The organism is Brevundimonas sp. GW821-FHT12C05 (assembly GCF_058807475.1).
The window spans coordinates 1,812,850-1,834,055 of sequence record NZ_JBXAQS010000001.1 but is presented as its reverse complement, the minus strand read 5'-3'; the positions used below and the strand labels follow the sequence as shown (position 1 = coordinate 1,834,055).

Genomic DNA, 21,206 nt, shown 5'->3' with positions numbered 1-21,206 from the left:
AGTGCGCCGGAACGCTTCAAGCCGTGACGCACATCCTCGTCACTCGCCACTCAATACTCGCCACTCCTAGTGCCCCGCCATCTCGTTGAAGCCGAGGTAGAGCCACAGGATGGCCAGGATGGCGAATGTCACCGTGGTCAGATTCCACAGCACGAACATCCGCGCCAGCGTGCCGATGGTGCTGCGCTGGTAGGCGCCCTTCATGTGGATGAAGAGGTGCACCGGGGAGAGCAGCAGCAGCCACCAGGCCCAGGGCGTCAGGATGCCCAGCGCCATGATCACGATCAGCAGCAGCAGTTGGAACGACAGCGAGTGCATCGAGAAGATGACGTGGTCGAAGACATAGAAGCGGCGGTTGAAGACGAACAGAATGGTCAGCATCAGGGCCGAGACCGGCAGGGCCAGGATGGCGACCCGGTGGGCCCAAATCTCGAGGATCAAGGCGAAGCGCGCCGGGTCCTGACGCACCTGCTCCATACGCGAGTTGAACCAGTGATCCAGATCACGGATTTTCTCGGCGTCGGCGGTGTCGGCCATTTTCGGCGCCGCGTCGGCGCCCGCCTTGGTCTGGGCCGAGACGTCCTCGGCCAGATTGCGGCCGAAGGCGGCCCAATCCCCGCGCGCGGCGGCGATCTGAGTGCGCTTCTCGACTTCGCTCAGGTCCGGATCGGCCATGACCTCGGCCTCGTAAGCCTTGGCGGCCTCGCTGCCCGGCGTGATGTTTCGGTGGTTCGCGTCGTCGGCGTCCGCTGTGGCGGCGCCGTGGGTCTGGGTCGAGGCCGCCTCGCCGCCGTGGCCTTCCGCCGCTTCGTGTTTGTCCGCGCCCGCCTTCATGGCGGCGTGGCCGACGAAGAAGGCGACCAGCAGGATGACCAGGAACATGCGGAAGGGCGCGACCTGGGAGGCGCGCTTGCCCTCCAGATACTCGCGGGTCAGCTTGCCGGGGCGGCGCAGCAGGTCGGGCAGGGTCGAGAACAGGCGGCCATCCAGGTGCAGCAGGCTCTCGACCGCCTCGACGGTCAGTTTCCAGATCGACTTGTGGAAGTCCTCGGCCAGCTGGCCGCACTCATGACAGTGCGGTCCGATCAGCGGCGTCTGGCAGTTGGCGCAGGGCGTGCCGGGCGGAATGTCCGCGTGCTCGCGCCTCCACTTCAGCCAGCCGCCGGCCGAGGCGAGACCCGCCGTTTCCAGTTCACCCGACATGATCCCCCCGTCCGATTCTACTCGACTGACGGAGTTCTAGGGTCAGCAAGCCTAGCCGGAAAGGCCCAGAAACATCACGGACATCAGGAAGGCGGTGAAGGCGAGCAGGGTGAGGACGCTCAGGGTCAACGCCCGCAGCACCGACTGGACCCATCCGCTGCCGTAGGCCCCCTTCAGATGCACGGTGGCGTGGACGAAGGCGGCGACCATGATGAGGAAGGTCGCCAGGCCGGTGAGGAAGGTCGGAAGCAGGCTGGCCAGGGCGCTCAACAGGGCCAGGAAGCCGAGGCCGTACAGGGCGACGACTGCGTGGTGATACAGGCTGAACCGCCGCCGCCAGGCGAACATCAGCCACAGGATGGCGACCGAGATCGGCACCGTCACGAACGACAGCTTGTAGCTGAGACTCTCGATCTTGTAGCCGTAGTACTCGGGGTTCTTGCGCAGCTTGGCCAGCAGGTCGAAGAGCCCGGCCACCGGACCGTTCAGCCCCAGCTCGCGCCGAAGGGCCTCGGGATCGGCGGGATCGACGGCGGTGCGGGTGCCGTCGGGATTGTCGACCCAGAAGCCGGTCTCGCGGCCATCCTCCGCGCTCTTGGCCTCCGCGCTCTTGGCCTCTGTGCTGTTGGGGACCGCCGCTGTGTGGGCCGGGCCCGGCTCGGCCTCGGCCAGGCCCCCGAGGTTGAGCATGTGCCGCCCGGTGAAGTTCGGGAACAGAAACAGCAGGAAGACCGCGAACAGGAACAGGTGCAGCGGCGCGACATAGCGCGCCCGGCGCCCGGCCATCCATTCGCGGCTCAGCTTGCCCGGGTTGAAGGCGAGCAGGGGCAGGGTGCGCCACAGGCGGCCGTCGAAATGGGCGATGCCCTCGGCGAACTCCTCGACGAGGTGTTTCAGCTTGTCGTGCAGGTGGGCTTTCTGCCCGCACGCGTGACAGAAGGCGCCGACCATCTCGGTCTCGCAATTGGCGCAGATCGGGCCTTTCGGCTTCGTCTTGCGCACCCGTTTCGGCTTCTCCGCCGCGACCGCCCCCGCCGTCATGATCTCTTACTCAGCCCATTTGGGTTTGCGCTTGTCGAGGAAGGCGCGGACGCCCTCCTGGCCCTCTTCCGAGACGCGGGCGCGCGCGATGCGCTTGGCGGTCTCGTCCATCAGGCCGCCGTCGATCTTGTGGCCGGAGACGTAGTGGACCAGCCGCTTCGCGTCGCCCATGGCGCCGGGCGCGTTGGCGCTGAGGCTGTCGGTCAGCATGGAGATGAACTCGTCCACCGACCCCTCGGGCAGGACCAGGTCGATCAGGCCCGCGTGGGCGGCGTAGTCGGCATCGAAGATGTTGGCGGTCAGGAACAGCTGGCGCGCGCGACGGGCGCCGATGGCCTCGACCACATAGGGGGCGATGGTCGCCGGGATCAGGCCCAGCTTGACCTCGGAGAAGGCGAAGCGGGCGCCCTCGACGGCCACCGCCATGTCGCAGGCGGCCACGATACCGGCCCCGCCGCCCATGGCCGAGCCCTCGACGATGGCGCAGGTCAGGGCCGGAACGTCGTGCAGGGCCTTGAGCATCTTGGCCAGGCCCATGGCGTCGTCCCGGTTGTCGCTTTCGCTCCAGTTCGCGGCGTCGCCCATCCAGCCCAGGTCGGCGCCGGCGCTGAAGGTGCCGCCCGCGCCACGCACGAAGACCACGCGGACATGGTCGGCGCCGTGCAGGGTCTCGAACGCCTCATGCAGGGCGCCGATGACAGCGGCGTCGAAGGCGTTGCGCTTCTCGGGCCGGTTGATGGTGACGAAGACCACGCCGTCGGCGGTCGAGTCGATCTGCACCAGGTCGTCATTGGCGTCCGGCGCCGGATCGGCCACCAGCGGATGGACGATAGCGTTGATCTCGGCGGCCTCGGCGTCGGTGATGTCGAGGGCGTCTTCGGGTTGAGTCTCTTCGGGCTTCTTGTCGGTCATGGGACTTTCAACGCTTCAAACGTGACCCTTCTCCCCTCGGGGAAGAAGGTGGGCGGCGAAGCCGTCCGGATGAGGGGGACTATGGCCGCATCTCTGCCGCCCGAAGGCGGATCGCGTCCAGAAGAATGTTGCGGCCCTTTGGGCCACCTTCTCCCCCGAGGGCAGAAGGCAACGATAACAGGTCAGTTCTCCGCCTTCGCCGGGCAGCGGTGCACGACCCAGTCAGGGCCGTCGCCGTAGGTGAAGGTGAGCGTCTGGCGGTCGTCGGAGAGGATCAGGGTGCGGTATTCCTCCTCCGTCCCCTCGAAGTCCTCATACCGGACGTGGACGTTGACGCCGCCAAGTTCGGCCGGGCGGACGGCGAGGACCGTGTCGCCCGCCTCGAAATAGGTGATGAAACCCGCGTCGATGCTGAGGTTCAGGCCGCTTTCACGGTCCCCGCATTTCGACAGGTCGCTGCTCCAGTCGCCGTGGAAGCGCTCGGGAATGGCGGGCTGTGGCTCCTGGGCCTGGACGGCGGGGGCTGACAGCGACAGCGCGATCAGGGCGGTCAGAGGGATCATCGCGACTCCTTTGATGCGGTAACGCGCCAAACAGGATCCTTCTCCCCCGGGGGAGAAGGAAACCCCATCACATCCGGAACACGCCGAACGTCGTGTCCGGAATCGGGGCGTTGAGCGAGGCGGAGATGGCCAGGCCGAGCACGTCCCGCGTCTGGGCCGGGTCGATGACGCCGTCGTCCCACAGGCGGGCGGTGGCGTAGTAGGGGTTGCCCTCGTCCTCGTATTTCTGTCGGACCGGGGCCTTGAAGGCCTCGGCCTCCTCGGGTGTCCAGGTGTCGGCGTCGCGGTGGACGGTGGCGAGGACCGAAGCGGCCTGCTCGCCGCCCATGACGCTGATCCGGCTATTGGGCCAGGTGAAGAGGAAGCGTGGGCTGTAGGCGCGGCCGCACATGCCGTAGTTGCCGGCGCCGAAGCTGCCGCCGATCAGGACGGTGAATTTGGGCACCTCGGCCGAGGCGACGGCGGTGACCAGCTTGGCGCCGTGCTTGGCGATGCCCTCGGCCTCGTATTTGCCGCCGACCATGAAGCCCGAGATGTTCTGCAGGAACAGCAGCGGGATCTTCCGCTTGCAGGCCAGTTCGATGAAGTGGGCGCCCTTCTGGGCGCTTTCGCTGAACAGGACGCCGTTGTTGGCCAGGATGGCGACCGGATAGCCCCAGATGCGGGCGAAGCCGCAGACCAGGCTGGTGCCGTACAGGGCCTTGAACTCGTCCAGCTCGGAGCCGTCGACGATGCGGGCGATGACCTCGCGGACGTCATAGGGGGCGCGCACGTCGTCGGGGATGATGCCGTACAGCTGTTCCGGATCGAGCGCGGGGGCGCGCGGCTCGCGCACGTCCAGCGCCACGGTCTTCACCGTGTTCAGGTTGGCCACGATCGAGCGGACGATCTCCAGCGCGTGTTCATCGTTTTCGGCGACGTGGTCGACCACGCCCGACTTGCGGCCGTGGGTCTCGGCCCCGCCCAGCTCCTCGGCGGAGATGACCTCGCCCGTGGCGGCCTTCACCAGCGGCGGGCCGGCCAGGAAGATGGTGCCCTGGTTGCGGACGATGACGGTCTCGTCGGACATGGCCGGCACATAGGCGCCGCCGGCGGTGCAGGAGCCCATGACACAGGCGATCTGGGGGATCGACTTCGCGCTCATCCGGGCCTGGTTGAAGAAGATGCGGCCGAAGTGGTCGCGGTCGGGGAAGACCTCGGCCTGGTGCGGCAGGTTGGCACCGCCGGAATCGACCAGATAGACGCAGGGCAGGTTGTTCTGCTCGGCGATTTCCTGCGCCCGCAGGTGCTTTTTCACAGTCATGGGGAAGTAGGCGCCGCCCTTCACCGTCGGGTCGTTGGCGACGATCATGACCTCGCGGCCCGAGACACGGCCGACGCCGCAGATCATGCCCGCGCCGGGGGCCTCATCCTTATACATGCCGCCGGCGGCCAGCTGGCCGACCTCCAGGAAGGGCGAGCCGGGGTCCAGCAGACGCTCGACCCGGTCGCGGGGCAGGAGCTTGCCGCGCGAGACGTGGCGGTCGCGGCTGGCGTCGGAGCCGCCGCGGCCGGCTTTGGCCACCTTCTCGTAAAGCTCGTCGCGCAGGGCGCGGTTGTGGGCGTCGAGCGCCTTGAAGGCGGCGCTGTGAGGATCGATGGCGGACGTCAGCTTGGGCATGCGGGAGGTTTAGGCGGCTTCGCGGGCAGGGGGAAGCGGGGCGTTCTCCCTCCCCCCGAAGTGGGGAGGGATGTCGGCGCGTCAGCGACGACAGGGTGGGGAACTGTGCGGCCGCTCCCCACCCGACCTCGCTGCGCTCGGCCACCCTCCCCATGAGGGGGAGGGAGAAGCCCTCCTTATGCCACCCCTGCCTCAACCCGGGTTGACCTTCACTGTCCCCCGTGGCCTGTCGCGCGTCCCATGACCGTGCTCAGCCCCCAGACCCGCGCCACCCTGAAAGACCTGCTGAACCTCGCCTGGCCGGTGGTGCTGGCGCGTATCGGCATCATGACCATGGGGCTGACCGACGCGATCGTGGTCGGCCACTATGCGTCGCGCGAACTGGCCTATCACTCGCTGGCCTGGGCCCCGTCGTCGGTGGTGCTGACCACGGCGGTCGGCTTGATGATGGGGGTGCAGATCCTGACGGCCCGCCTGCGCGGCGAGGGGCGGCATGCCGAGATCGGCGCGGTCCTGCGGCGCGGCGTCGTCTACGCCATTCAGATCGGCGTCGCCGCCATGCTGGCCCTGGCGGTGTTCGGCCCCTGGGTCATGCAGAACGTCCAGTTCGGCGAAGGCCTCGGCGAGGGCGCCTCCGGACCGCTGGTGGTCTTCGCCCTGTCCATGCCCGCCTATCTGATCTCGATCGCCGGGCAGTTCTTCCTGGAAGGGCTGTCCAAGCCCAAGCCGGGCATGTGGGCCATGTGGGTGGCCAACGGCGTCAACATCGGCCTGAACCTGCTGCTGGTGCCCGACCTGCTGGGGCTGGGCGTCGACGGGGCCGTCGCCTCGGCCTGGGCGACGTTCGGCGCGCGGACGGCGCTGGCCGTGTTCCTGGTGATCTACATCCTGCGCCTGCCCGAGGCGAAGACCTGGAACCTGTGGACCAAGCCGGCGCGCGATCGCGCGGTCGAGCGCGAACAGGTCAAGGTCGGCCTGGGCGCCGGCGCGTCGAACTTCATCGAGGTCGGGGCCTTCGCGGCCATGACCCTGATCGCCGGCATGCTGGGGACCAATGAGACCGCCAGCTGGGCCATCGTGATCAATATGTCGGCGATCGTCTTCATGCTGCCGATGGGGCTGTCGTCGGCGACGGCGGTGCTGGTCGGACGGGCGTACGGCGCGCAGGACCGGGCGGGCGTGATGCGCGCCGGCCTGGCGGGCATCGGCGTGGTCGCGGTGCTGACCCTGATCGTGGCCCTGGTCATCTGGCCGACGGCCACGGTGGTGGTGGGCGCCTATACGGCCGATCCGGCCCTGATCGCGATCGCCGGACCGGCGCTGGTGCTGGCCACCCTGTTCTTCGTGGCGGACGGCATCCAGGTGGTGGCGGCCCAGGCCAACCGCGCCGCGGGCGACGTCTGGTGGCCGACGATCATGCACTTCCTGTCCTACGGCGCGATCATGATGCCGCTGGGCTGGGTGCTGGCGCACAGGATCGGGGTGGACGGACTGGTGTGGGCGGTGATCATCGCCAGCCTGGTCTCGGGCGCCTTGCTGACGGGTCGGTTCCTCAGGGTCGCGCGACGGCTGCCGCACGTTCTGTGAAGCGCAGCGTATTGCCGTCCGGGTCGTCGACGTAGAATTCGCGCGTGCCCCAGGTCTGATCCAGCGGACCCTGGTGGACCGGCGAGTCCGGCTTGCCGGACGGGTCCAGGCCGCGGGCCCGAAAGGCCTCGAACAGGGCGTCGATCCCGGCGACCTCGACCACGATGGCCTGGCCGAAGACGCCGTCGCCCCGGTGGCTGGACAGGTTCAGCACCTCGCCGTCCCGGGTCAGCCAGGCGAACCCCGGATCCGTCAGTTCGGACCACTCGCGGCGCACTTCGAAATCCAGCACGCCGGTGTAGAAGCCGACCGAGCGGAGGATGTCGCTGCATTTGACGGTGGGGATGATGGCCATGCCCGGAATTTACACCGGCGGCCTCTAATCACATAGCTGAGGTGACGTCCGCGGCCCGGCCCTCTATATCCGTCGCCTCCCCAGACTCCCGGAACACCATGGCCCGCATCCTCATCACCTCGGCGCTGCCCTACATCAACGGCATCAAGCATCTGGGGAATCTGGCGGGGTCGATGCTGCCGGCGGATGTCTATGCGCGGTTCAAGCGCGCCCAGGGCCATGAGGTCCTCTACATCTGCGCCACCGACGAACACGGCACCCCGGCCGAGCTGGCCGCCGCCGCCGCCGGGCAGGACGTGCGCGCCTATTGCGACGAGCAGCATGAGATCCAGAAGGCCGCCGGCGAGTCGTTCGGCCTGAGCTACGACTGGTTCGGCCGGTCCTCCAATGACCCCAACCGCCGCCTGACCCAGCATTTCGCCAAGGTGCTGGAGGAGCGGGGCCTGATCGAGGAGCGGGTCGACCGGATGATCTATTCCGTCGACGACGCCCGCTTCCTTCCGGACCGCTATGTCGAAGGCACCTGTCCGCACTGCGCCTATGAAAAGGCGCGCGGGGACCAGTGCGACAACTGCGGGCGACTGCTGGACCCGACAGACCTGATCGATCCCTATTCGGCGGTCTCGGGCTCGCGGAACCTGGAGGTGCGCGACACCCGCCACCTCTATCTGCTGCAGACGAAGCTAGAGCAGCCGATCCGCGACTGGATCGGGACCAAGACCGACTGGCAGACCCTGGCCAGGTCCATCGCCTACAAACACCTCGACGAAGGCTTGATCGACCGGGGCATCACCCGCGACCTGAAGTGGGGCGTGCCGGTGGTCGGACCCGACGGCGGGCCGCGCCCGGGCATGGAGGGCAAGGTCTTCTACGTCTGGTTCGACGCCCCGATCGAATACATCGGCGCCACGGAAGAGTGGGCCGACGCCAACGGCGGGACCTGGCGCGACTGGTGGCGGACCGACGAAGGCGCGGACGACGTCCGCTACGTCCAGTTCATGGGCAAGGACAACGTCGCCTTCCACACCGTCAGCTTCCCGGCCACCATCCTGGGCTCGGGCGAACCGTGGAAGACGGTCGACACCCTGAAGGCCTTCAACTGGCTGAACTGGTATGGCGGCAAGTTCTCGACCAGCCAGAAGCGCGGCGTCTTCATGGACCAGGCGCTGGAACTCCTGCCCGCCGACTACTGGCGCTGGCACCTGACGGCCTACGGCCCGGAGCATTCGGACGCGGCCTTCACCTGGGAGCAGTTCCAGTCGACGACGAACAAGGACCTGGCCGACGTGCTGGGCAATTTCGTCAACCGGATCGTCAAGTTCACCGAGAGCAAGTTCGAGGGCGTCACGCCCGAGGGCGGCGCCCTGACCGAGGTCGAGCAGTCCTTCTTGGCCCAGCTGAAGGGCGGCATCGCCGAGGCGACGGCCAATCTGGAAGACATGGAGTTCCGCAAGGCGGCGCAATCGATCCGCGCCCTGTGGGTGCTGGGCAATGAGTATCTGCAGGTCGCGGCGCCCTGGACGGCCTTCAAGACCGATCCGGAACGCGCCGCCACCGCCACCCGCTTCGCCCTGAACCTGGTCGCCCTGTTCGCCCGCCTGGCCGCGCCGGTCATCCCGGCGTCGGCGGAGAAGATCGCCGCCAGCGTCGGCTCGACCGACCTGTCGTGGCCGTCGGCGAACGAGGACCTGCTGGCCGCCGTGCCGGTCGGTCGCCCGGTCGCCGCCGCCAGCGTCCTGTTCGCCAAGATCGAGGACGAGCAGGTCGCCGAATGGAGCGCGCGCTTCGGCGGCGCGGAGGGCTGATAACGCCCGGCGTCGCTTCGATGCATTGACCTTCGAGCGGCTCACCGGCGATCGTGCGGGACGTCTGAGGAAGTGTTCGAATGCCCTTGCTTGCCATTCTTCTGTCCGTGGGCGTTCTCGCCGCGCAGGACGCCTGCGCCGATGTCGGCGGTCAGCTTGAGATGACGGGCTGCTACGCGGACGCGCGCGACCGGGCGAAGGCTGAACAGGGCGTGATCCTGTCGCGGATCAACCGGGCGCTGGATGCTCTTTCGGCGGATGACGGCGTTGAACCACGAGAGGCGAAACTGGCGTTGAGCGAGGCTCAGTCTCACTGGAACGCTTTCGCCATAGCGGACTGCGGGGCCGGCGAGGCCCTGTTCGGCGACGGCGGAGCCTTCGCCCTGGACGCTCTGGATTGCGAGATTACCCACCTTGAAGACCGCAATCGCCAGCTTCGCGATTTCGAGAACAGATATCTCGGCCGCTGATTTTCCTGACCGGCCCGTTGAACGTCCCTCGTGATCACGATGATCGCTCTGGCCCTTCGAGCCCGACCGAACACGCCGTCGGCGCCGATCCGGCGCTGGGGGCGCGTACGGCCCTGACGCAGGATGGGTAAGGCGAAGCCTTCAGTCCTCGATCATATGCGGCACGAAGCGGGCCGTATTGCCGGTGATCAGCCCGGCCTCGCGCACGCCCATGCCGACGGCTGAACCGTCGACGATCCAGCTGCCGATGACCGGGTGCTGGCCGACGAACTCAGGCAGGTCGTAGAGGCGCTGCCAGACGAAGCCTTCCTCGCCATAGTCGCCGCCCGTGGCCTCGACCACCTTGCCGTCCCTGACGATGGAGATGTTGGCGCCCTCGCGGGCCAGGATCGGCTTGCGGGCATGGTCGCCGGGCAGGGGCTCGAACGACGCCTCCAGCAGGTTCGGGTGGTTGGGGAACAACTCCCACAGGATCGGCAGCAGGGCTTTGTTCGACCAGATCATCTTCCAGATCGGCTCGATCCAGACCGTCGGCGAATGGACGATGCGCGAGCCGTAGTCCTCGTTGATCAGCCATTCCCACGGATAGAGGTGGAACAGGGAGCGGATCGGCGCGCCTGTGGCGTCGGCGAAGCGCAGGCCGGTCCATTCGATCTGGTCGATCGGCAGGGCGATGCTCTGGACCCCGCCCTCGCGCGCGACGTCGCGCATATAGGCGACAGTGACGGCGTCCTCGGCCGCGCCTTCCTCGGCCCAGGTGAAGTGGACCGGTTGGGGAAGGGCGGGGGCGATCTCGGCCCAGCGGGCGATCAGGGCGTCATGGATGCCGTTGAACTGGTCCCGGCCCGGAAAGACCGCCTCCAGCCAGTCCCACTGGATGACCGAGGCCTCCAGCAGGGAGGTGGGGGTGTCGCAGTTGAACTCGAACATCTTGGGCGGCGAGACACCGTCATAGCCGAGGTCGAACCGGCCGTAGTTCAGCGCTGGCGGTTCCTCGTCCCAGGCCTTGCGGATCAGGGGGACGGCGAAGTCGGGGATGCCGAAGCGGTGGAACAGGTTCTGGTCGATGATGTGCTGACCGGCGGCCAGGCACAGGGCGTACAGCTCTTCGGTGGCCTGCTCGATCTGGCGGATCTCGCGGCGGCTGAAGCGGTAGCAGGCGGCCTCGTTCCAGTAGGGCAGGTCCCCGGCGGTGTGCCAGACGAGGCCCAGGGCCTCGACCCGCTCGCGCCAGTCCGGGCGGGGCGCCAGCGGCAGCCGGTCCATCAGCCGCCCGAGGAGCCGCGCGCCGAGGCGCCGAAGCCGCCGCGCGGGGCGGTGTGGCTGCCGCCCGAAACCTTCTCGCCGTAGTTGGAGCGGGCCGTGGCGCGGTTGCCGTAATACCAGAAGGCCCCGCCGCCCCCGCCGCCGGTGCGGCGGCAGTTCTGGTCGGGGATGCGCGCGCCCGAGGCGTCGGTGCAGACGCGGTTTGTGGCCTGCTGTCGCTGTGGCCCGCAGGCGCTGATCGACAGGGCCGCCGCCACCGAGGTGGCGAACGACAGCTGGCGCACGACGGTGTTCAGCGGTGTCGTCATGGTCAGTGGGCCGGTTGCGCCGGAACGTCGAGCGGCGGCGGCAGGTCGGCGGGCGTCGCCCCCGGCTGGGTCATGCAGGTCCGCAGCGCGGCTCCGGACTCCGCCTTGCAGTATTTGGCCACCTCCTTCGGCGTGATCTGCAGGAAGGCGGGGATGGCGGCATTGTGCTGGGCCAGGTTCAGGGTGCGGACCACGGTGGCGCGGTAGCCGTCCCAGATCATGTGCAGGGCGACGTACAGGACGATGACCAGACCCAGGTAGCCGATCCAGCGGAAGCGGTGCAGCAGCTTGGCGATATAGGTCGCCGCCACGCCCATCAGGCCGATCGACAGGACCAGGCCGAAGACCATGATCCACGGGTGCTCGTGGGCCGCGCCGGCCACGGCCAGCACATTGTCCAGCGACATGGTGATGTCGGCGATCATGATCTGGACCAGGGCGGCGCCGAAGGTCTTGCGCTTCAGGCCCAGTTCCTCGGGCGACGGGCCCTTGCCGTGCTCGATGCTCAGCGCCAGCTCGAGTTCCTTCTCGGCCTCGGCCTGGTCGTGGGTCGCCTGCTCGCGCAGCTCGCGCCACATCTTCCAGCACACCCACAGCAGCAGCAGGCCGCCCGCCAGCAACAGGCCGATCAGCCCCATCAGCCAGCCGGTGATCAGGGCGAAGCCGATGCGCATGACCACGGCGGCGATCAGGCCGATCATGATCGCCTTCTTGCGCTGCTCCTGCGGCAGGGCGGCGGCGGCCAGGCCGACGGCGACGGCGTTGTCGCCCGCCAGCACCAGATCCATCATGACCACCTGGCCCAGGGCGGTCGCCTGCGAGGCCAGTTCGGGAGAGCTGAAGAATTCCATTTCCGCTCTCTAGCGTCGGTGCGGCATCCTGTCAGCCGCCCTGTTTGCGTACCGCTTCATAAAGCGCGATGGCGGCCGCGTTGGAGACGTTCAGGCTCTCGAATCCGCCCGGCATGGGGATCTTGGCCATGGCCTCGCAGTGTTCAGCCACCAGCCGACGGACGCCGTCGCCCTCAGAGCCCATGACCAGCACCGTCGGCTGGGCGTCCAGGGCCTGTTCCAGCGTCAGCTCGGCCGCGCCGTCCAGCCCGACGGCGCGCCAGCCCATGTCGGCCAGCCGCTCCAGCGCGCGCGACAGGTTGGTCACCCGGGCGCAGGGCAGGCGTTCGGTGGCTCCGGCGGAGGCTTTCGCGAGCGCGCCGGCCAGGGCGGGGGAGTGACGGTCCTGAACCACGATCCCCCTGGCCCCGAAGGCCAGGGCCGAGCGGAAGATGGCGCCGACGTTCTGCGGGTCGGTCAGCTGGTCCAGCATGACGATGACGCCGGACGCGTTCTCGGCGATGTCCTCCAGCGCCACGCCTTCCAGCGGCGTGACCTTGAAGGCCAGGCCCTGGTGCACGGCGCCGGCGGGCAGCATCCGGTCCAGCGCCTGCGGCTCGATCACCTCGACCTTGTGGCCGTGCGGGGCCAGGCGGTCGCGCTCGATCTCGGCGGCGCGGTCCGGCGTGGCCAGCAGCCGGCCCATGCCCTTGCGGGCCGGATTGGCCAGGGCGGCCAGCACGGGATGACGGCCCCAGACGAAATTATCGGCGTCCGCCTTGGCGCGCGAACCGCGCGGCGCGGAATCACTGAAGGTCTTGGCGGGCGGATTGGGGTTCCAACCGCCGCGATCGGGTCCGCCCTTGCCGGCGGCCTTCGGAGCGTCGAAACGCCCGCCGGGCTTACTTCCGGGGGCCGATTTTTTGCCCGATTTCCGGTCGTTGCGTTCTGGATTTCTCGACACTATAAGACGCCCTCCGATTTGGAGCCCTGAGGGCTTTCGGGTCTGGCGCACCTCCTAAAGCAGGCGTCGCGGGATCACGAGGGCCTTTGTTGCGCCGGGGACCGAAAGGTCGCTGACGCGATGGTCCGGACGGTTTTGAAAAGCGCGTTTGGGGGAATGTCCCGAGCGGCAAAGGGGGGGGACTGTAAATCCCCTGCGTAAGCTTCGCAGGTTCGAGTCCTGCTTCCCCCACCACGCGCTTTCAAAACGACGGGCCGGACCCCATATCGGGTCGGCGGTCGAGGGCTTGAGGGCCTAAGGCCGTCTCCGTGCGGGTATAGTACAATGGTAGTACAGCAGCCTTCCAAGCTGAATATGTCGGTTCGATTCCGTCTACCCGCTCCAAGGTTTTTGATCAGCATCGCGCCCCTCCGCTGACGGACCCGGGCCACAGGAGTTTTGGCCATGGCCAAGGAAAAGTTCGAACGCACCAAGCCGCACTGCAACATCGGCACGATTGGTCACGTTGACCACGGCAAGACGACGCTGACGGCGGCGATCACGATGACGCTGGCCAAGGCCGGCGGCGCCAAGGCGATGAACTACGCCGACATCGACGCGGCGCCGGAAGAAAAAGCGCGCGGCATCACGATCAACACGGCGCACGTGGAATACGAGACGGCCAACCGTCACTACGCCCACGTCGACTGCCCGGGCCACGCCGACTACGTGAAGAACATGATCACCGGCGCCGCGCAGATGGACGGCGCGATCCTGGTGGTTTCGGCCGCTGACGGCCCGATGCCGCAGACCCGCGAGCACATCCTGCTGGCCCGTCAGGTCGGCGTGCCGGCCCTGGTCGTGTTCATGAACAAGGTCGACCTGGTCGACGACAAGGAACTGCTCGAGCTGGTCGAGATGGAAGTGCGCGAGCTGCTCTCGTCGTACCAGTTCCCGGGCGACGACATTCCGATCACCATGGGCTCGGCCAAGGCCGCGACCGACGGCGTGAACCCGGAAATCGGCGAGAACCAGGTCCTGGCGCTGATGGAAACGGTCGACAGCTACATCCCGCAGCCGGAGCGTCCGGTCGACCTGCCGTTCCTGATGCCGGTCGAAGACGTGTTCTCGATCTCGGGCCGCGGCACCGTGGTCACGGGCCGCGTCGAGAAGGGCATCGTCAAGGTCGGTGAGGAAGTCGAGATCGTCGGCATCCGTCCGGTCCAGAAGACGACCTGCACGGGCGTGGAAATGTTCCGCAAGCTGCTGGATCAAGGTCAAGCGGGCGACAACGTCGGCGTGCTGCTGCGCGGCACCAAGCGTGAAGACGTCGAGCGCGGCCAGGTGCTGTGCAAGCCGGGTTCGATCACCCCGCACACCAAGTTCCTGGCCGAGGCCTACATCCTGACCAAGGAAGAGGGCGGCCGTCACACGCCGTTCTTCACCAACTACCGTCCGCAGTTCTACTTCCGTACGACCGACGTGACCGGCATCGTGCACCTGAAGGAAGGCGTGGAAATGATCATGCCGGGCGACAACGCCGAGCTGAACGTCGAGCTGATCACCCCGATCGCCATGGACCAGGGCCTGCGCTTCGCCATCCGTGAAGGCGGCCGCACCGTCGGCGCCGGCGTCGTCGCCAAGATCATCGAGTAATCTTTGCTCGATGCGCTAACGCTCGCGACGCGGTCGCTTGCTTCTTGAGCGCGTAACGCCTCAAGCCGCGAGCCTCCGCGAGGCGAGCATAGGCAAACAAAATGAGACGGCCCCCGGAGCGATCCGGGGGCCGTTTTGCTGTCCGACACCGGCGGAGGAGCGAGGTCAGACGAAACGAACCGTCACCCCCGGCTTCACCGCCGCCGCCAGCTGCCAGGCGTCCCAGTTGGTCAGGCGGACGCAGCCGTGCGAGGCCGTCTTGCCGATCTTCTCCGGATCCGGCGTGCCGTGGATGCCGTAGCTGGGCTTGTTCAGGTCGATCCAGACCACGCCGACCGGATTGTTGGGCCCGGCGGGAACGACGATCTTGCGGTCGCCGGGTCCGTAGCTGAGCTTGGCCGGATCGTAGGTGTAGTCGGGATTGCGGGCCACGCCGTTGACCCGGACCGTGCCGCTGGGGGTCGGGTTGTCGCCACTGCCGATGGTGGCGGGATAGAAGGCCAGCAGGCGGCCGTCGGCGGCGAAGGCCCGCACCGATCCTTCGGCCTTGTCGACCACGATGTGGTCCACCTCGGCCGGCAGGGGCGCCGCGCCGATGGCGGGCACGACGATGCGCTGGCCCGCGCGGCGGAAGTCGATCCCGGGATTCAGGCCCTGCAGCAGGGCCGGGGCGATGTGGAAATGTTCGGCAAGCCGCTCCAGCGGGCTGGAATAGCGGACGCCCCTGGCCGCCTGCTCGGCCAGTTCGCCGGGCGGTGGGCTGAAGGGGCCGGCCACGTCGGCGGCGCTGAGGGTGTGGGTGGTCATGGCCGGGGCGCCGTCGGCTTGGGTCAGCCTGGCCATCAGCTCGGCGTCGATGGCGTCGCCCTGCATCCCGGCCGCCTTGCGGTAGCCCGCCACCGCCTGACGCAGGTTGGAGCCCGCCAGGCCGTCAATGACGCCGGGAGAGAAGGTCGAGCGGTCCAGCAGGATCTGCAGCCGCACCAGGGCCGGATCGGGAGGAACCGCGGCGCCGGGCGTTGGAGCTTGGGCGGGTGGGGCGGCGACCACGGGCGTCGTGATCCGGGCCTCGTCGATCTGGCTCGCGGTCAGGATGGGCGCGCCCGCCTGGGTCGCCGCGGGGGCGTCGGCGGGACGGTCAGGCTGGCCACAGGCGGCGAGGGCGAGCAGGCTGGTCGAGACGAGGATCAGGCGAAAGGACATGCGATTCCGATGCGTTGCAGGTCCGAAGCCAACCCGCCCCGGCAGGGCTTGTTCCCGAACGCCGGTCGCCGGATCAGAGCAGCCGGGGCGCCAGGCCTTCCGCGGTCACCTCGGCCCAGCAGGCGTAGCCGGCGTCGTTGAGATGCAGGTCATCCGGACCGACCCCGCCGTGCTCCAGTCCGGACCAGCCGGCCATGGCGTCGAAGCGGCGCAGCACGGCGTAGCCGCCCTTGCGGCCCTCCTCGGCGATGCGGCGGGCCATGGCGCCGAGCGCGGGATTACGGCCGCGGAACGACATGTTGGCGGTGTTCTCGGGCAGGCGCTGCGGGTCGATCAGCAGCACGTCGACGTCGGCGGCCCGCAGCACCGCCTCGCCGCGGTGGAAGTCGGCGAACACGTCATCGACCATCCGGTTGCGCAGCACGTCATTGGTGCCCAGCTGCCAGATGACCAGGTCGACGCGGCCGGCGGCCAGTTCGCGCTCCAGCCGGTTGGCGGTCTCCCGGGCCGTCTCGCCGCCGATACCCCGGTTGATCACCGTCACGTCCACCCCGGGCATGCGCCGCTCCAGTCCGCGTTCCAGCAATGGGGCGAAGCCCAGCTCACGGCGGCTGGCGCCGATGCCCTCGATCGAGGACGAGCCGACCGCGAGGATGGTCAGGCGGCCCCTGCGGACGGCGGCGCGGCTGCGCGTCAGGCCGCCGTTGTCGGCGACGAAGCCGGTCTCCAGCGGGCAGACCGCTATGGCCGGGGCGGGAACGGGCGCGGGCGTCTGTTGGGCCAGGGCGACCGAGGGGACAGCGAAGGCGAAGGCGAAGAGGACGGCTGTCTTCAAGGATTGGGCTTTCCGGTGGCGGGGTCTGTGGCGGTTTCACCCGAGTTGGACGAGTCTCCCGCGCCCGCCGGTTCGGTGGCGGGACGCGGTGGGCGGCCGTCGCGGTCGGGACGCTGGTTCTCGTTCTCGGTCTCGCGGCTGGGCGGGCGGTTGGGATCGGCCATGAGGCTCTCCTGAGGATGGGACAAGGTCAACGTCATCGGCGCGCGGGGGCTCCCGCGGGCAGGATTCATTAACGATGAACGCTCACCGGGCTGAAACGGGCGCCGTGGCATGAAGTCTGCTGCGAACGGCCCGTGATGACGGTCCGGGGGGCGGAAGGACGGCGATGACCGGGTTCAAGGTCGACATCCTCAAGGCGAGTGAGCTGGGCGACGCCGAGTGGGCGGCGTGGCGCGCTTTCCTGATCGCCAACCCGGCGCTGAACAGTCCCTATTTCCGGCCCAGCTTCACCCGCGTCGCCGGACAGGTCAGCCCGGACGCGGCGGTCGCGGTCTTCTCGCGGGACGGCGAGATCGCCGGCTTCTTCCCGCACCAGCGCCGGGGATCGGCGATCCAGCCGCTGGCCGCGCCGATGAACGACTATCACGGCGTCATCGCCCGCCCGGGCGAGGGACCGACGCTGGAACAGGTTTCGGTCCTGATGGGCGGCGCGCGTCTGAACGTCACCGCCTGGGTGGGCGACACTCCGCTGGGCGAGGACCGGCGGACGGTGCAGGTCGAGCTGGGCGACGAAGGCTATGACGGCTGGTACGCCGAGCGGCGCGCGACCTTCGGCAAATTCTTCAAGGACAAGGAACGCGCCCGGCGCAGCATGGAGGCCGAACTGGGTCCGCTGCGTGTCGAGCGCGGCCTGCATGACCCGGCGCTGCTGGACTGGTTGATCGATCTGAAGCGGGATCAGTACAAACGCACCAACCGGCACGACATCTTCGCCTGCGGCTGGACCGCCGATCTGCTGCATGCCCTGCTGCAGACCGAGGGCGAGAACGGCTTCGGCGCCTCGATGGCGGGGCTGTGGGCCGGGGACCGGCTGACGGCGATCGAGTTCTCGCTGCACGCGGGCGACCAGTATCACTTCTGGTTCCCGGGCTATGAGCCGTCGCTGGCGCGCTGCTCGCCCGGCATCCTGCTGAGCATGGACACCATGCGGCTGGCCGCCGAACTGGGCTACCGCACCTTCGACTTTGGGTTCGAGGGCGAGCACTACAAGAAATACTTCTGCAACGGGGTCCATGTCGTCCGCGAGGCGATGGTCCTGAAGCCCGGCCTGGGCGCGACGGTCAGCCAGGCGGCGGTCAAGGCGCTGGATCTGGCGGGCGAGGGGCGCGGCGAGAAGCTGCGCGCCAGCGTGCGCCGCCGCTGGGCCGCGATCGAGGCCTGCGAGACCACTCCAGCCAACCGCTTCCGCGGCGCGATGCAGGCGGCGGGCGCCGCCCTGGCCAAGGCCCGCAACGCTTCCGGCGCTTCAGCGTGAGACAGAGCATGATCGAAACCCGCACCCGCTATTCCGGCCCGATCCATCAGGCCCAGGTCCATCCGCACACGCTGGTGGAGCAGGGCTTCGCCACCGACGAGTCGCTGGCGGCCATCCTGGACCGCTATCCGGCCGAGTTGTTCGACATCAACCTGTACGACTACGACGACGACGGGCAGGTCTCGCTGCGCACCGGCGCGCGGGGGCGTCTGGACGGGGCCGAGCTGCTGGCCGCGATCCAGCAGGGGCGTCTGTGGGTCAATATGCGCGAGGTCGAGACCGGCTGGCCGGAACTGTGGGCCGCCGCCCTCGCCGAGTTCGGCAAGGTGCAGGGCGCCTATCCGGGGATGCGGGCGGTCAAGAACGCCGGCCAGCTGATCCTGTCCTCGCCCAAGGCGCGGGTGCCCTACCATTTCGATCCGGCGGGCGTGGTCCTGTTCCACATGCGCGGTCGCAAGCGGGTCTATGTCTATCCGGGCGACGAGCAGCACCTGCCGGAAGAGAACATGGAGCAGGTGGTCGCCCGCCAGACGACCGAGGAGCTGCCCTACACCCTGGCGTTCGAACAGGACGCGCAGGTGATGGACCTGGAGCCGGGACAGGCCCTGACCTGGCCGATCTATGCGCCGCACCGGGTGGAGAACCTGGACCGGTTCTGCGTCTCCCTGTCGATGGACTTCCAGACCTGGCCGTCGCGGTTCCGCAACGGGGCGCTCTACACCAATGCGGTGCTGCGCAGCCGGGGCGCGCGGCCGCGCATGACCGACCGGATGGCGACGCCGGAGCTGGCGGCGCGCTGGGCCGCGTCGCTGGCGCTGAAACGGACGGGCGCCCTAAAGAGCCGGCTGGAGCATTTCGAGCGCGATTTCGAGCCGGAGGTGGGCGTCGCCGACGGCGCGGGGGCCCTGCGCGTCTGAATTTCCTGACAGGGAAGGCTTCCGACGCCAGACGGGGCGGGCTTTCCGGCGGACATTCTTACAACGGGGTCATGACCTCGTTTTAAAGTGACTTCGGCCCTCGGCGGACGCACCCTTTCCTCACATTCAGGACAGGGAGGTCCACCATGAAACTCGCAATCGCCACCGCCGTATCGGCCGTCGCCCTCGCCGCCGTGGCCGGGCCCGCCTTCGCCAAGGAGCCGAACGTCGAGATCCGCTACGCCGTGGCCCGGGTGGCCGTGGTCGTCGAGGATCGCTCCGACGTGGCCGTCGAGGTCGAGCAAGGCTCGTCCCGTCTGCCGCGCGTCGAAGTGACCCGCAACGGCGACGAAATCCGCGTCAACGGCGGCCTGCGCCGCCGCGGCGGTCTGTTCAACGGCGGCAGTGACGGCATCAACAACTGCAATAACGGTCCCGACGGCGGCCGCGCCGGCGAAGGCGCCTGGGCCGAGGTCCGCGGCATCGGCCGCGTGAACGTCTCCGACGCCCCGCTGATCGTGATCCGCACGCCCCGCGACGTCAGCGTCAACGCCAGCGGCGCCATCTACGGCTCGGTCGGCCGGGGCGCCCGCTCGCTGGATCTGGGTCACGGCGGCTGCGGTCGCTGGGATGTGGCCAATGTCGACGGCGCCGTGTCGCTGAGCATCGGCGGCTCGGGCGATATCCGCGCCGGGACCTCGTCGTTGCTGGAAGTGGCGATCGGCGGCTCAGGCTCGGTCACGGCCGGAGCGACCCGCGATCTGAATGTCTCGATCGGCGGTTCGGGCGATGTGACGGTCTCGCGCCTCGACGGCCCCCTGGAGGTCGCCATCGGCGGCTCCGGCGACGTGGATATCCGCAACGGAACCTCTCCGAACGTCGACATCAGCATCGCCGGCTCGGGTGATGTGAACTTCGGCGGCGTCGCCGGGGACGTTGATGTCTCGATCGTCGGCGGCGGCGATGTCACCATCGCCCGCGCCACCGGCTCGGTCAGCCGCTCGATCATGGGCGGAGGAGATGTGCGAATCGGCAACTGACCCCCTGCAGTCGCCGTAACGGGAAAGGCCCGGGGATGTGGAACCCCCCGGGCCTTTTTCATGCGCGCCGTTCAGGCCGGAGAGGCCCCAGACAGCAAAAGGCCCCGGCGGATCGCTCCGCCGGGGCCTTCGCTTACGCGATGTCGACTAGGGAGCCTTAGAGGGCGCCCAGCAGGCCGGCGATGCCGGCGCCCGGCAGGGCGGCGCCAGCGCGGTCGCGCGCCTGGAGACCGCCGCCGAAGCTGTAGCGCAGGCCGAGGGTCCAGGTGTCGATGGTGACGTCTTCGATGTCACCGCGGTTGAAGCCGGCCGCGACCGAGAACGGGGTGTTCGCGATCTCGTACTCGGCGCCCACGCCGTAGGTCCACAGGTCGGCGTCGGTGCCGACGATGTCCACCTTCGAATAGCCCACGCCCGCGTTCAGGCGCAGGTTCGGCATGACGTAGTAGGCGGCGTCGCCGGCCACGGTCCAGGCGTCGACGTCGATGTCGTCGGCGGTGGTGTAGGCGACCGAGCCGGTCAGGGTGGCGTTGGCCAGGTACTTCTGGACTTCACCGCCGAAGGTCCAGGCGGTTTCGTCACCGGCGTCGGCGGCGCCGACGAAGCCGCCGAAGCGCAGGTCCGAACCGGCCAGGCGGGTCAGGTGAGCCGTGCCGGCGACGCCGGTGTCGTTGGCTTCGTCGTTATGGGCGACCGAACCGGCGAAGGTGGCGGTCCAGCCGGCGAAGGCGTCAACGGCGACGACGCCGTCAATGGCGTAGCTGTCGGTGTCGGCGTCGGCCGAACCGAAGTCGACCGTGCTGTTCGAGTAGGAGACGCCGACCGAACCGACCGGGCCCGACTGGGCGAAGGCCGGAGCGGCGACCAGGGCGGCGGCGACGGCCGAAGCCAGCAGGAGAGACTTTTTCATTTTTTGATTTCCTTATGGGGCGGCGCCGGGGGGAGGGCGCCACGGCGGCGTTGCTACCAGTCGCCCGCGTGGCGGAGCTATTACAAAAGGGTCACAAAAACAGCACTTTGGGTCCTGTGGCGGATCGGCAACGCATTGTGGCGCCGATGTGTCTGGACTGGGGCTGAAGGTCGCCGAAGGGCCGCGAAGTCGCCGGACTCGGGCGGCCGCGAATTGAAAAAGGCC

Annotated in this window: 21 protein-coding genes and 2 tRNA genes; 9 read left to right on the top strand and 14 right to left on the bottom strand. The window is 68.5% G+C overall.

The annotated features are described in order from the left end of the window. Nucleotides 1-66 precede the first annotated feature (66 nt). From AC1RRF_RS08945 to AC1RRF_RS08925, 5 genes are all read right to left on the bottom strand, one after another. The gene (locus AC1RRF_RS08945; RefSeq protein ID WP_492834052.1) at nucleotides 67-1,203 is read right to left on the bottom strand and encodes a DUF3667 domain-containing protein; all 1,137 of its coding nucleotides are present in this window, start codon (nucleotides 1,201-1,203) and stop codon (nucleotides 67-69) included. A gap of 51 nt (nucleotides 1,204-1,254) precedes the next feature. Further along, on the bottom strand, nucleotides 1,255-2,244 hold the full coding sequence (locus AC1RRF_RS08940) for a DUF3667 domain-containing protein (RefSeq protein WP_492834051.1): 990 nt from the start codon (nucleotides 2,242-2,244) through the stop codon (nucleotides 1,255-1,257). Between the two features lie 6 nt (nucleotides 2,245-2,250). Further along, nucleotides 2,251-3,156, bottom strand: a complete 906-nt coding sequence (locus tag AC1RRF_RS08935; protein ID WP_492834050.1) for an enoyl-CoA hydratase-related protein — start codon at nucleotides 3,154-3,156, stop codon at nucleotides 2,251-2,253. Nucleotides 3,157-3,338: 182 nt separating this feature from the next. Continuing rightward, nucleotides 3,339-3,719, bottom strand: coding sequence for a hypothetical protein (locus AC1RRF_RS08930; protein WP_492834049.1), 381 nt, complete (start codon nucleotides 3,717-3,719; stop codon nucleotides 3,339-3,341). 67 nt (nucleotides 3,720-3,786) lie between these two features. Further along, on the bottom strand, nucleotides 3,787-5,379 hold the full coding sequence (locus AC1RRF_RS08925; protein WP_492834048.1) for a carboxyl transferase domain-containing protein: 1,593 nt from the start codon (nucleotides 5,377-5,379) through the stop codon (nucleotides 3,787-3,789). Nucleotides 5,380-5,619: 240 nt separating this feature from the next. Between AC1RRF_RS08925 and AC1RRF_RS08920 the strand changes: the two genes are divergently transcribed. Further along, nucleotides 5,620-6,966 carry an MATE family efflux transporter gene (locus AC1RRF_RS08920; RefSeq protein ID WP_492834047.1) on the top strand — a complete coding sequence of 449 codons (1,347 nt, stop codon included), beginning with the start codon at nucleotides 5,620-5,622 and terminating at the stop codon, nucleotides 6,964-6,966. On the opposite strand, the gene AC1RRF_RS08915 is transcribed toward AC1RRF_RS08920, so the two are convergent. Beyond that, complete coding sequence (locus tag AC1RRF_RS08915; RefSeq protein ID WP_492834046.1) at nucleotides 6,932-7,321, bottom strand: bleomycin resistance protein; 390 nt, start codon at nucleotides 7,319-7,321, stop codon at nucleotides 6,932-6,934. The genes AC1RRF_RS08920 and AC1RRF_RS08915 overlap by 35 nt on opposite strands. Nucleotides 7,322-7,419: 98 nt before the next feature. On the opposite strand from AC1RRF_RS08915, the gene metG reads away from it, so the two are divergent. Then, entirely contained in the window at nucleotides 7,420-9,126 is a 1,707-nt protein-coding gene (gene metG, locus AC1RRF_RS08910; RefSeq protein ID WP_492834045.1) for a methionine--tRNA ligase, read from the top strand. Between the two features lie 80 nt (nucleotides 9,127-9,206). After that, nucleotides 9,207-9,596 (top strand): lysozyme inhibitor LprI family protein, encoded by a 390-nt coding sequence (locus tag AC1RRF_RS08905; RefSeq protein WP_492834044.1) that lies wholly within the window; start codon nucleotides 9,207-9,209, stop codon nucleotides 9,594-9,596. A 141-nt stretch (nucleotides 9,597-9,737) separates the two neighbouring features. On the opposite strand, the gene AC1RRF_RS08900 is transcribed toward AC1RRF_RS08905, so the two are convergent. The 4 genes from AC1RRF_RS08900 to rlmB are packed head-to-tail and all read right to left on the bottom strand — an operon-like array spanning nucleotide 9,738 to nucleotide 12,964. Next, complete coding sequence (locus AC1RRF_RS08900) at nucleotides 9,738-10,862, bottom strand: glutathionylspermidine synthase family protein (protein WP_492834043.1); 1,125 nt, start codon at nucleotides 10,860-10,862, stop codon at nucleotides 9,738-9,740. Next, nucleotides 10,862-11,170 carry a hypothetical protein gene (locus AC1RRF_RS08895; RefSeq protein ID WP_492834042.1) on the bottom strand — a complete coding sequence of 103 codons (309 nt, stop codon included), beginning with the start codon at nucleotides 11,168-11,170 and terminating at the stop codon, nucleotides 10,862-10,864. Before AC1RRF_RS08895 ends, AC1RRF_RS08900 begins: the two co-directional genes overlap by 1 nt. Nucleotides 11,171-11,172: 2 nt before the next feature. After that, nucleotides 11,173-12,021, bottom strand: coding sequence for a TerC family protein (locus AC1RRF_RS08890; RefSeq protein ID WP_492834041.1), 849 nt, complete (start codon nucleotides 12,019-12,021; stop codon nucleotides 11,173-11,175). 31 nt (nucleotides 12,022-12,052) lie between these two features. Then, nucleotides 12,053-12,964, bottom strand: coding sequence for a 23S rRNA (guanosine(2251)-2'-O)-methyltransferase RlmB (rlmB, locus tag AC1RRF_RS08885; RefSeq protein WP_492834040.1), 912 nt, complete (start codon nucleotides 12,962-12,964; stop codon nucleotides 12,053-12,055). Between the two features lie 150 nt (nucleotides 12,965-13,114). Between rlmB and AC1RRF_RS08880 the strand changes: the two genes are divergently transcribed. The 3 genes from AC1RRF_RS08880 to tuf all read left to right on the top strand — a co-directional run bounded on the left by AC1RRF_RS08880 (nucleotide 13,115) and on the right by tuf (nucleotide 14,599). Beyond that, nucleotides 13,115-13,198: transfer RNA gene (locus AC1RRF_RS08880), tRNA-Tyr, on the top strand. Nucleotides 13,199-13,274: 76 nt separating this feature from the next. Next, nucleotides 13,275-13,348: transfer RNA gene (locus AC1RRF_RS08875), tRNA-Gly, on the top strand. Nucleotides 13,349-13,408: 60 nt separating this feature from the next. Next, entirely contained in the window at nucleotides 13,409-14,599 is a 1,191-nt protein-coding gene (gene tuf / locus AC1RRF_RS08870) for an elongation factor Tu (protein WP_492832663.1), read from the top strand. A 165-nt stretch (nucleotides 14,600-14,764) separates the two neighbouring features. Here the strand turns inward: tuf and AC1RRF_RS08865 are convergent, their stop codons facing one another. The 3 genes from AC1RRF_RS08865 to AC1RRF_RS08855 form a co-directional block, all read right to left on the bottom strand. After that, on the bottom strand, nucleotides 14,765-15,802 hold the full coding sequence (locus AC1RRF_RS08865; protein WP_492834039.1) for a L,D-transpeptidase family protein: 1,038 nt from the start codon (nucleotides 15,800-15,802) through the stop codon (nucleotides 14,765-14,767). A gap of 73 nt (nucleotides 15,803-15,875) precedes the next feature. Beyond that, complete coding sequence (locus AC1RRF_RS08860; protein WP_492834038.1) at nucleotides 15,876-16,637, bottom strand: SGNH/GDSL hydrolase family protein; 762 nt, start codon at nucleotides 16,635-16,637, stop codon at nucleotides 15,876-15,878. Beyond that, nucleotides 16,634-16,801 carry a hypothetical protein gene (locus AC1RRF_RS08855; protein WP_492834037.1) on the bottom strand — a complete coding sequence of 56 codons (168 nt, stop codon included), beginning with the start codon at nucleotides 16,799-16,801 and terminating at the stop codon, nucleotides 16,634-16,636. The genes AC1RRF_RS08860 and AC1RRF_RS08855 overlap by 4 nt, the downstream gene beginning before the upstream one ends. Before the next feature lie 164 nt (nucleotides 16,802-16,965). Here AC1RRF_RS08855 and AC1RRF_RS08850 point away from each other — a divergent pair, with 164 nt between their 5' ends. The 3 genes from AC1RRF_RS08850 (at nucleotide 16,966) to AC1RRF_RS08840 (ending at nucleotide 20,071) form a co-directional block, all read left to right on the top strand. After that, the gene (locus AC1RRF_RS08850; protein WP_492834036.1) at nucleotides 16,966-18,114 is read left to right on the top strand and encodes a GNAT family N-acetyltransferase; all 1,149 of its coding nucleotides are present in this window, start codon (nucleotides 16,966-16,968) and stop codon (nucleotides 18,112-18,114) included. A gap of 8 nt (nucleotides 18,115-18,122) precedes the next feature. Continuing rightward, the gene (locus AC1RRF_RS08845; RefSeq protein ID WP_492834035.1) at nucleotides 18,123-19,031 is read left to right on the top strand and encodes a cupin-like domain-containing protein; all 909 of its coding nucleotides are present in this window, start codon (nucleotides 18,123-18,125) and stop codon (nucleotides 19,029-19,031) included. A 146-nt stretch (nucleotides 19,032-19,177) separates the two neighbouring features. Beyond that, nucleotides 19,178-20,071: a GIN domain-containing protein gene (locus AC1RRF_RS08840; protein WP_492834034.1), complete on the top strand. Its 894-nt coding sequence runs from the start codon at nucleotides 19,178-19,180 to the stop codon at nucleotides 20,069-20,071. 157 nt (nucleotides 20,072-20,228) lie between these two features. Here the strand turns inward: AC1RRF_RS08840 and AC1RRF_RS08835 are convergent, their stop codons facing one another. After that, nucleotides 20,229-20,981 (bottom strand): outer membrane beta-barrel protein, encoded by a 753-nt coding sequence (locus AC1RRF_RS08835; protein ID WP_492834033.1) that lies wholly within the window; start codon nucleotides 20,979-20,981, stop codon nucleotides 20,229-20,231. Between the last annotated feature and the right edge of the window lie 225 nt (nucleotides 20,982-21,206).

Coding starts and splice junctions, on each gene's coding strand:
- AC1RRF_RS08890 (WP_492834041.1), bottom strand. CDS start 12,021: ATGGAATTCTTCAGCTCTCCCGAACTGGCCTCGCAGGCGACCGCCCTG.
- AC1RRF_RS08895 (WP_492834042.1), bottom strand. CDS start 11,170: ATGACGACACCGCTGAACACCGTCGTGCGCCAGCTGTCGTTCGCCACC.
- AC1RRF_RS08920 (WP_492834047.1), top strand. CDS start 5,620: ATGACCGTGCTCAGCCCCCAGACCCGCGCCACCCTGAAAGACCTGCTG.
- AC1RRF_RS08935 (WP_492834050.1), bottom strand. CDS start 3,156: ATGACCGACAAGAAGCCCGAAGAGACTCAACCCGAAGACGCCCTCGAC.
- AC1RRF_RS08940 (WP_492834051.1), bottom strand. CDS start 2,244: ATGACGGCGGGGGCGGTCGCGGCGGAGAAGCCGAAACGGGTGCGCAAG.
- AC1RRF_RS08925 (WP_492834048.1), bottom strand. CDS start 5,379: ATGCCCAAGCTGACGTCCGCCATCGATCCTCACAGCGCCGCCTTCAAG.
- AC1RRF_RS08915 (WP_492834046.1), bottom strand. CDS start 7,321: ATGGCCATCATCCCCACCGTCAAATGCAGCGACATCCTCCGCTCGGTC.
- AC1RRF_RS08905 (WP_492834044.1), top strand. CDS start 9,207: ATGCCCTTGCTTGCCATTCTTCTGTCCGTGGGCGTTCTCGCCGCGCAG.
- AC1RRF_RS08850 (WP_492834036.1), top strand. CDS start 16,966: ATGACCGGGTTCAAGGTCGACATCCTCAAGGCGAGTGAGCTGGGCGAC.
- metG (WP_492834045.1), top strand. CDS start 7,420: ATGGCCCGCATCCTCATCACCTCGGCGCTGCCCTACATCAACGGCATC.
- AC1RRF_RS08845 (WP_492834035.1), top strand. CDS start 18,123: ATGATCGAAACCCGCACCCGCTATTCCGGCCCGATCCATCAGGCCCAG.
- AC1RRF_RS08945 (WP_492834052.1), bottom strand. CDS start 1,203: ATGTCGGGTGAACTGGAAACGGCGGGTCTCGCCTCGGCCGGCGGCTGG.
- AC1RRF_RS08855 (WP_492834037.1), bottom strand. CDS start 16,801: ATGGCCGATCCCAACCGCCCGCCCAGCCGCGAGACCGAGAACGAGAAC.
- AC1RRF_RS08900 (WP_492834043.1), bottom strand. CDS start 10,862: ATGGACCGGCTGCCGCTGGCGCCCCGCCCGGACTGGCGCGAGCGGGTC.
- tuf (WP_492832663.1), top strand. CDS start 13,409: ATGGCCAAGGAAAAGTTCGAACGCACCAAGCCGCACTGCAACATCGGC.
- AC1RRF_RS08930 (WP_492834049.1), bottom strand. CDS start 3,719: ATGATCCCTCTGACCGCCCTGATCGCGCTGTCGCTGTCAGCCCCCGCC.
- AC1RRF_RS08865 (WP_492834039.1), bottom strand. CDS start 15,802: ATGTCCTTTCGCCTGATCCTCGTCTCGACCAGCCTGCTCGCCCTCGCC.
- AC1RRF_RS08835 (WP_492834033.1), bottom strand. CDS start 20,981: ATGAAAAAGTCTCTCCTGCTGGCTTCGGCCGTCGCCGCCGCCCTGGTC.
- AC1RRF_RS08840 (WP_492834034.1), top strand. CDS start 19,178: ATGAAACTCGCAATCGCCACCGCCGTATCGGCCGTCGCCCTCGCCGCC.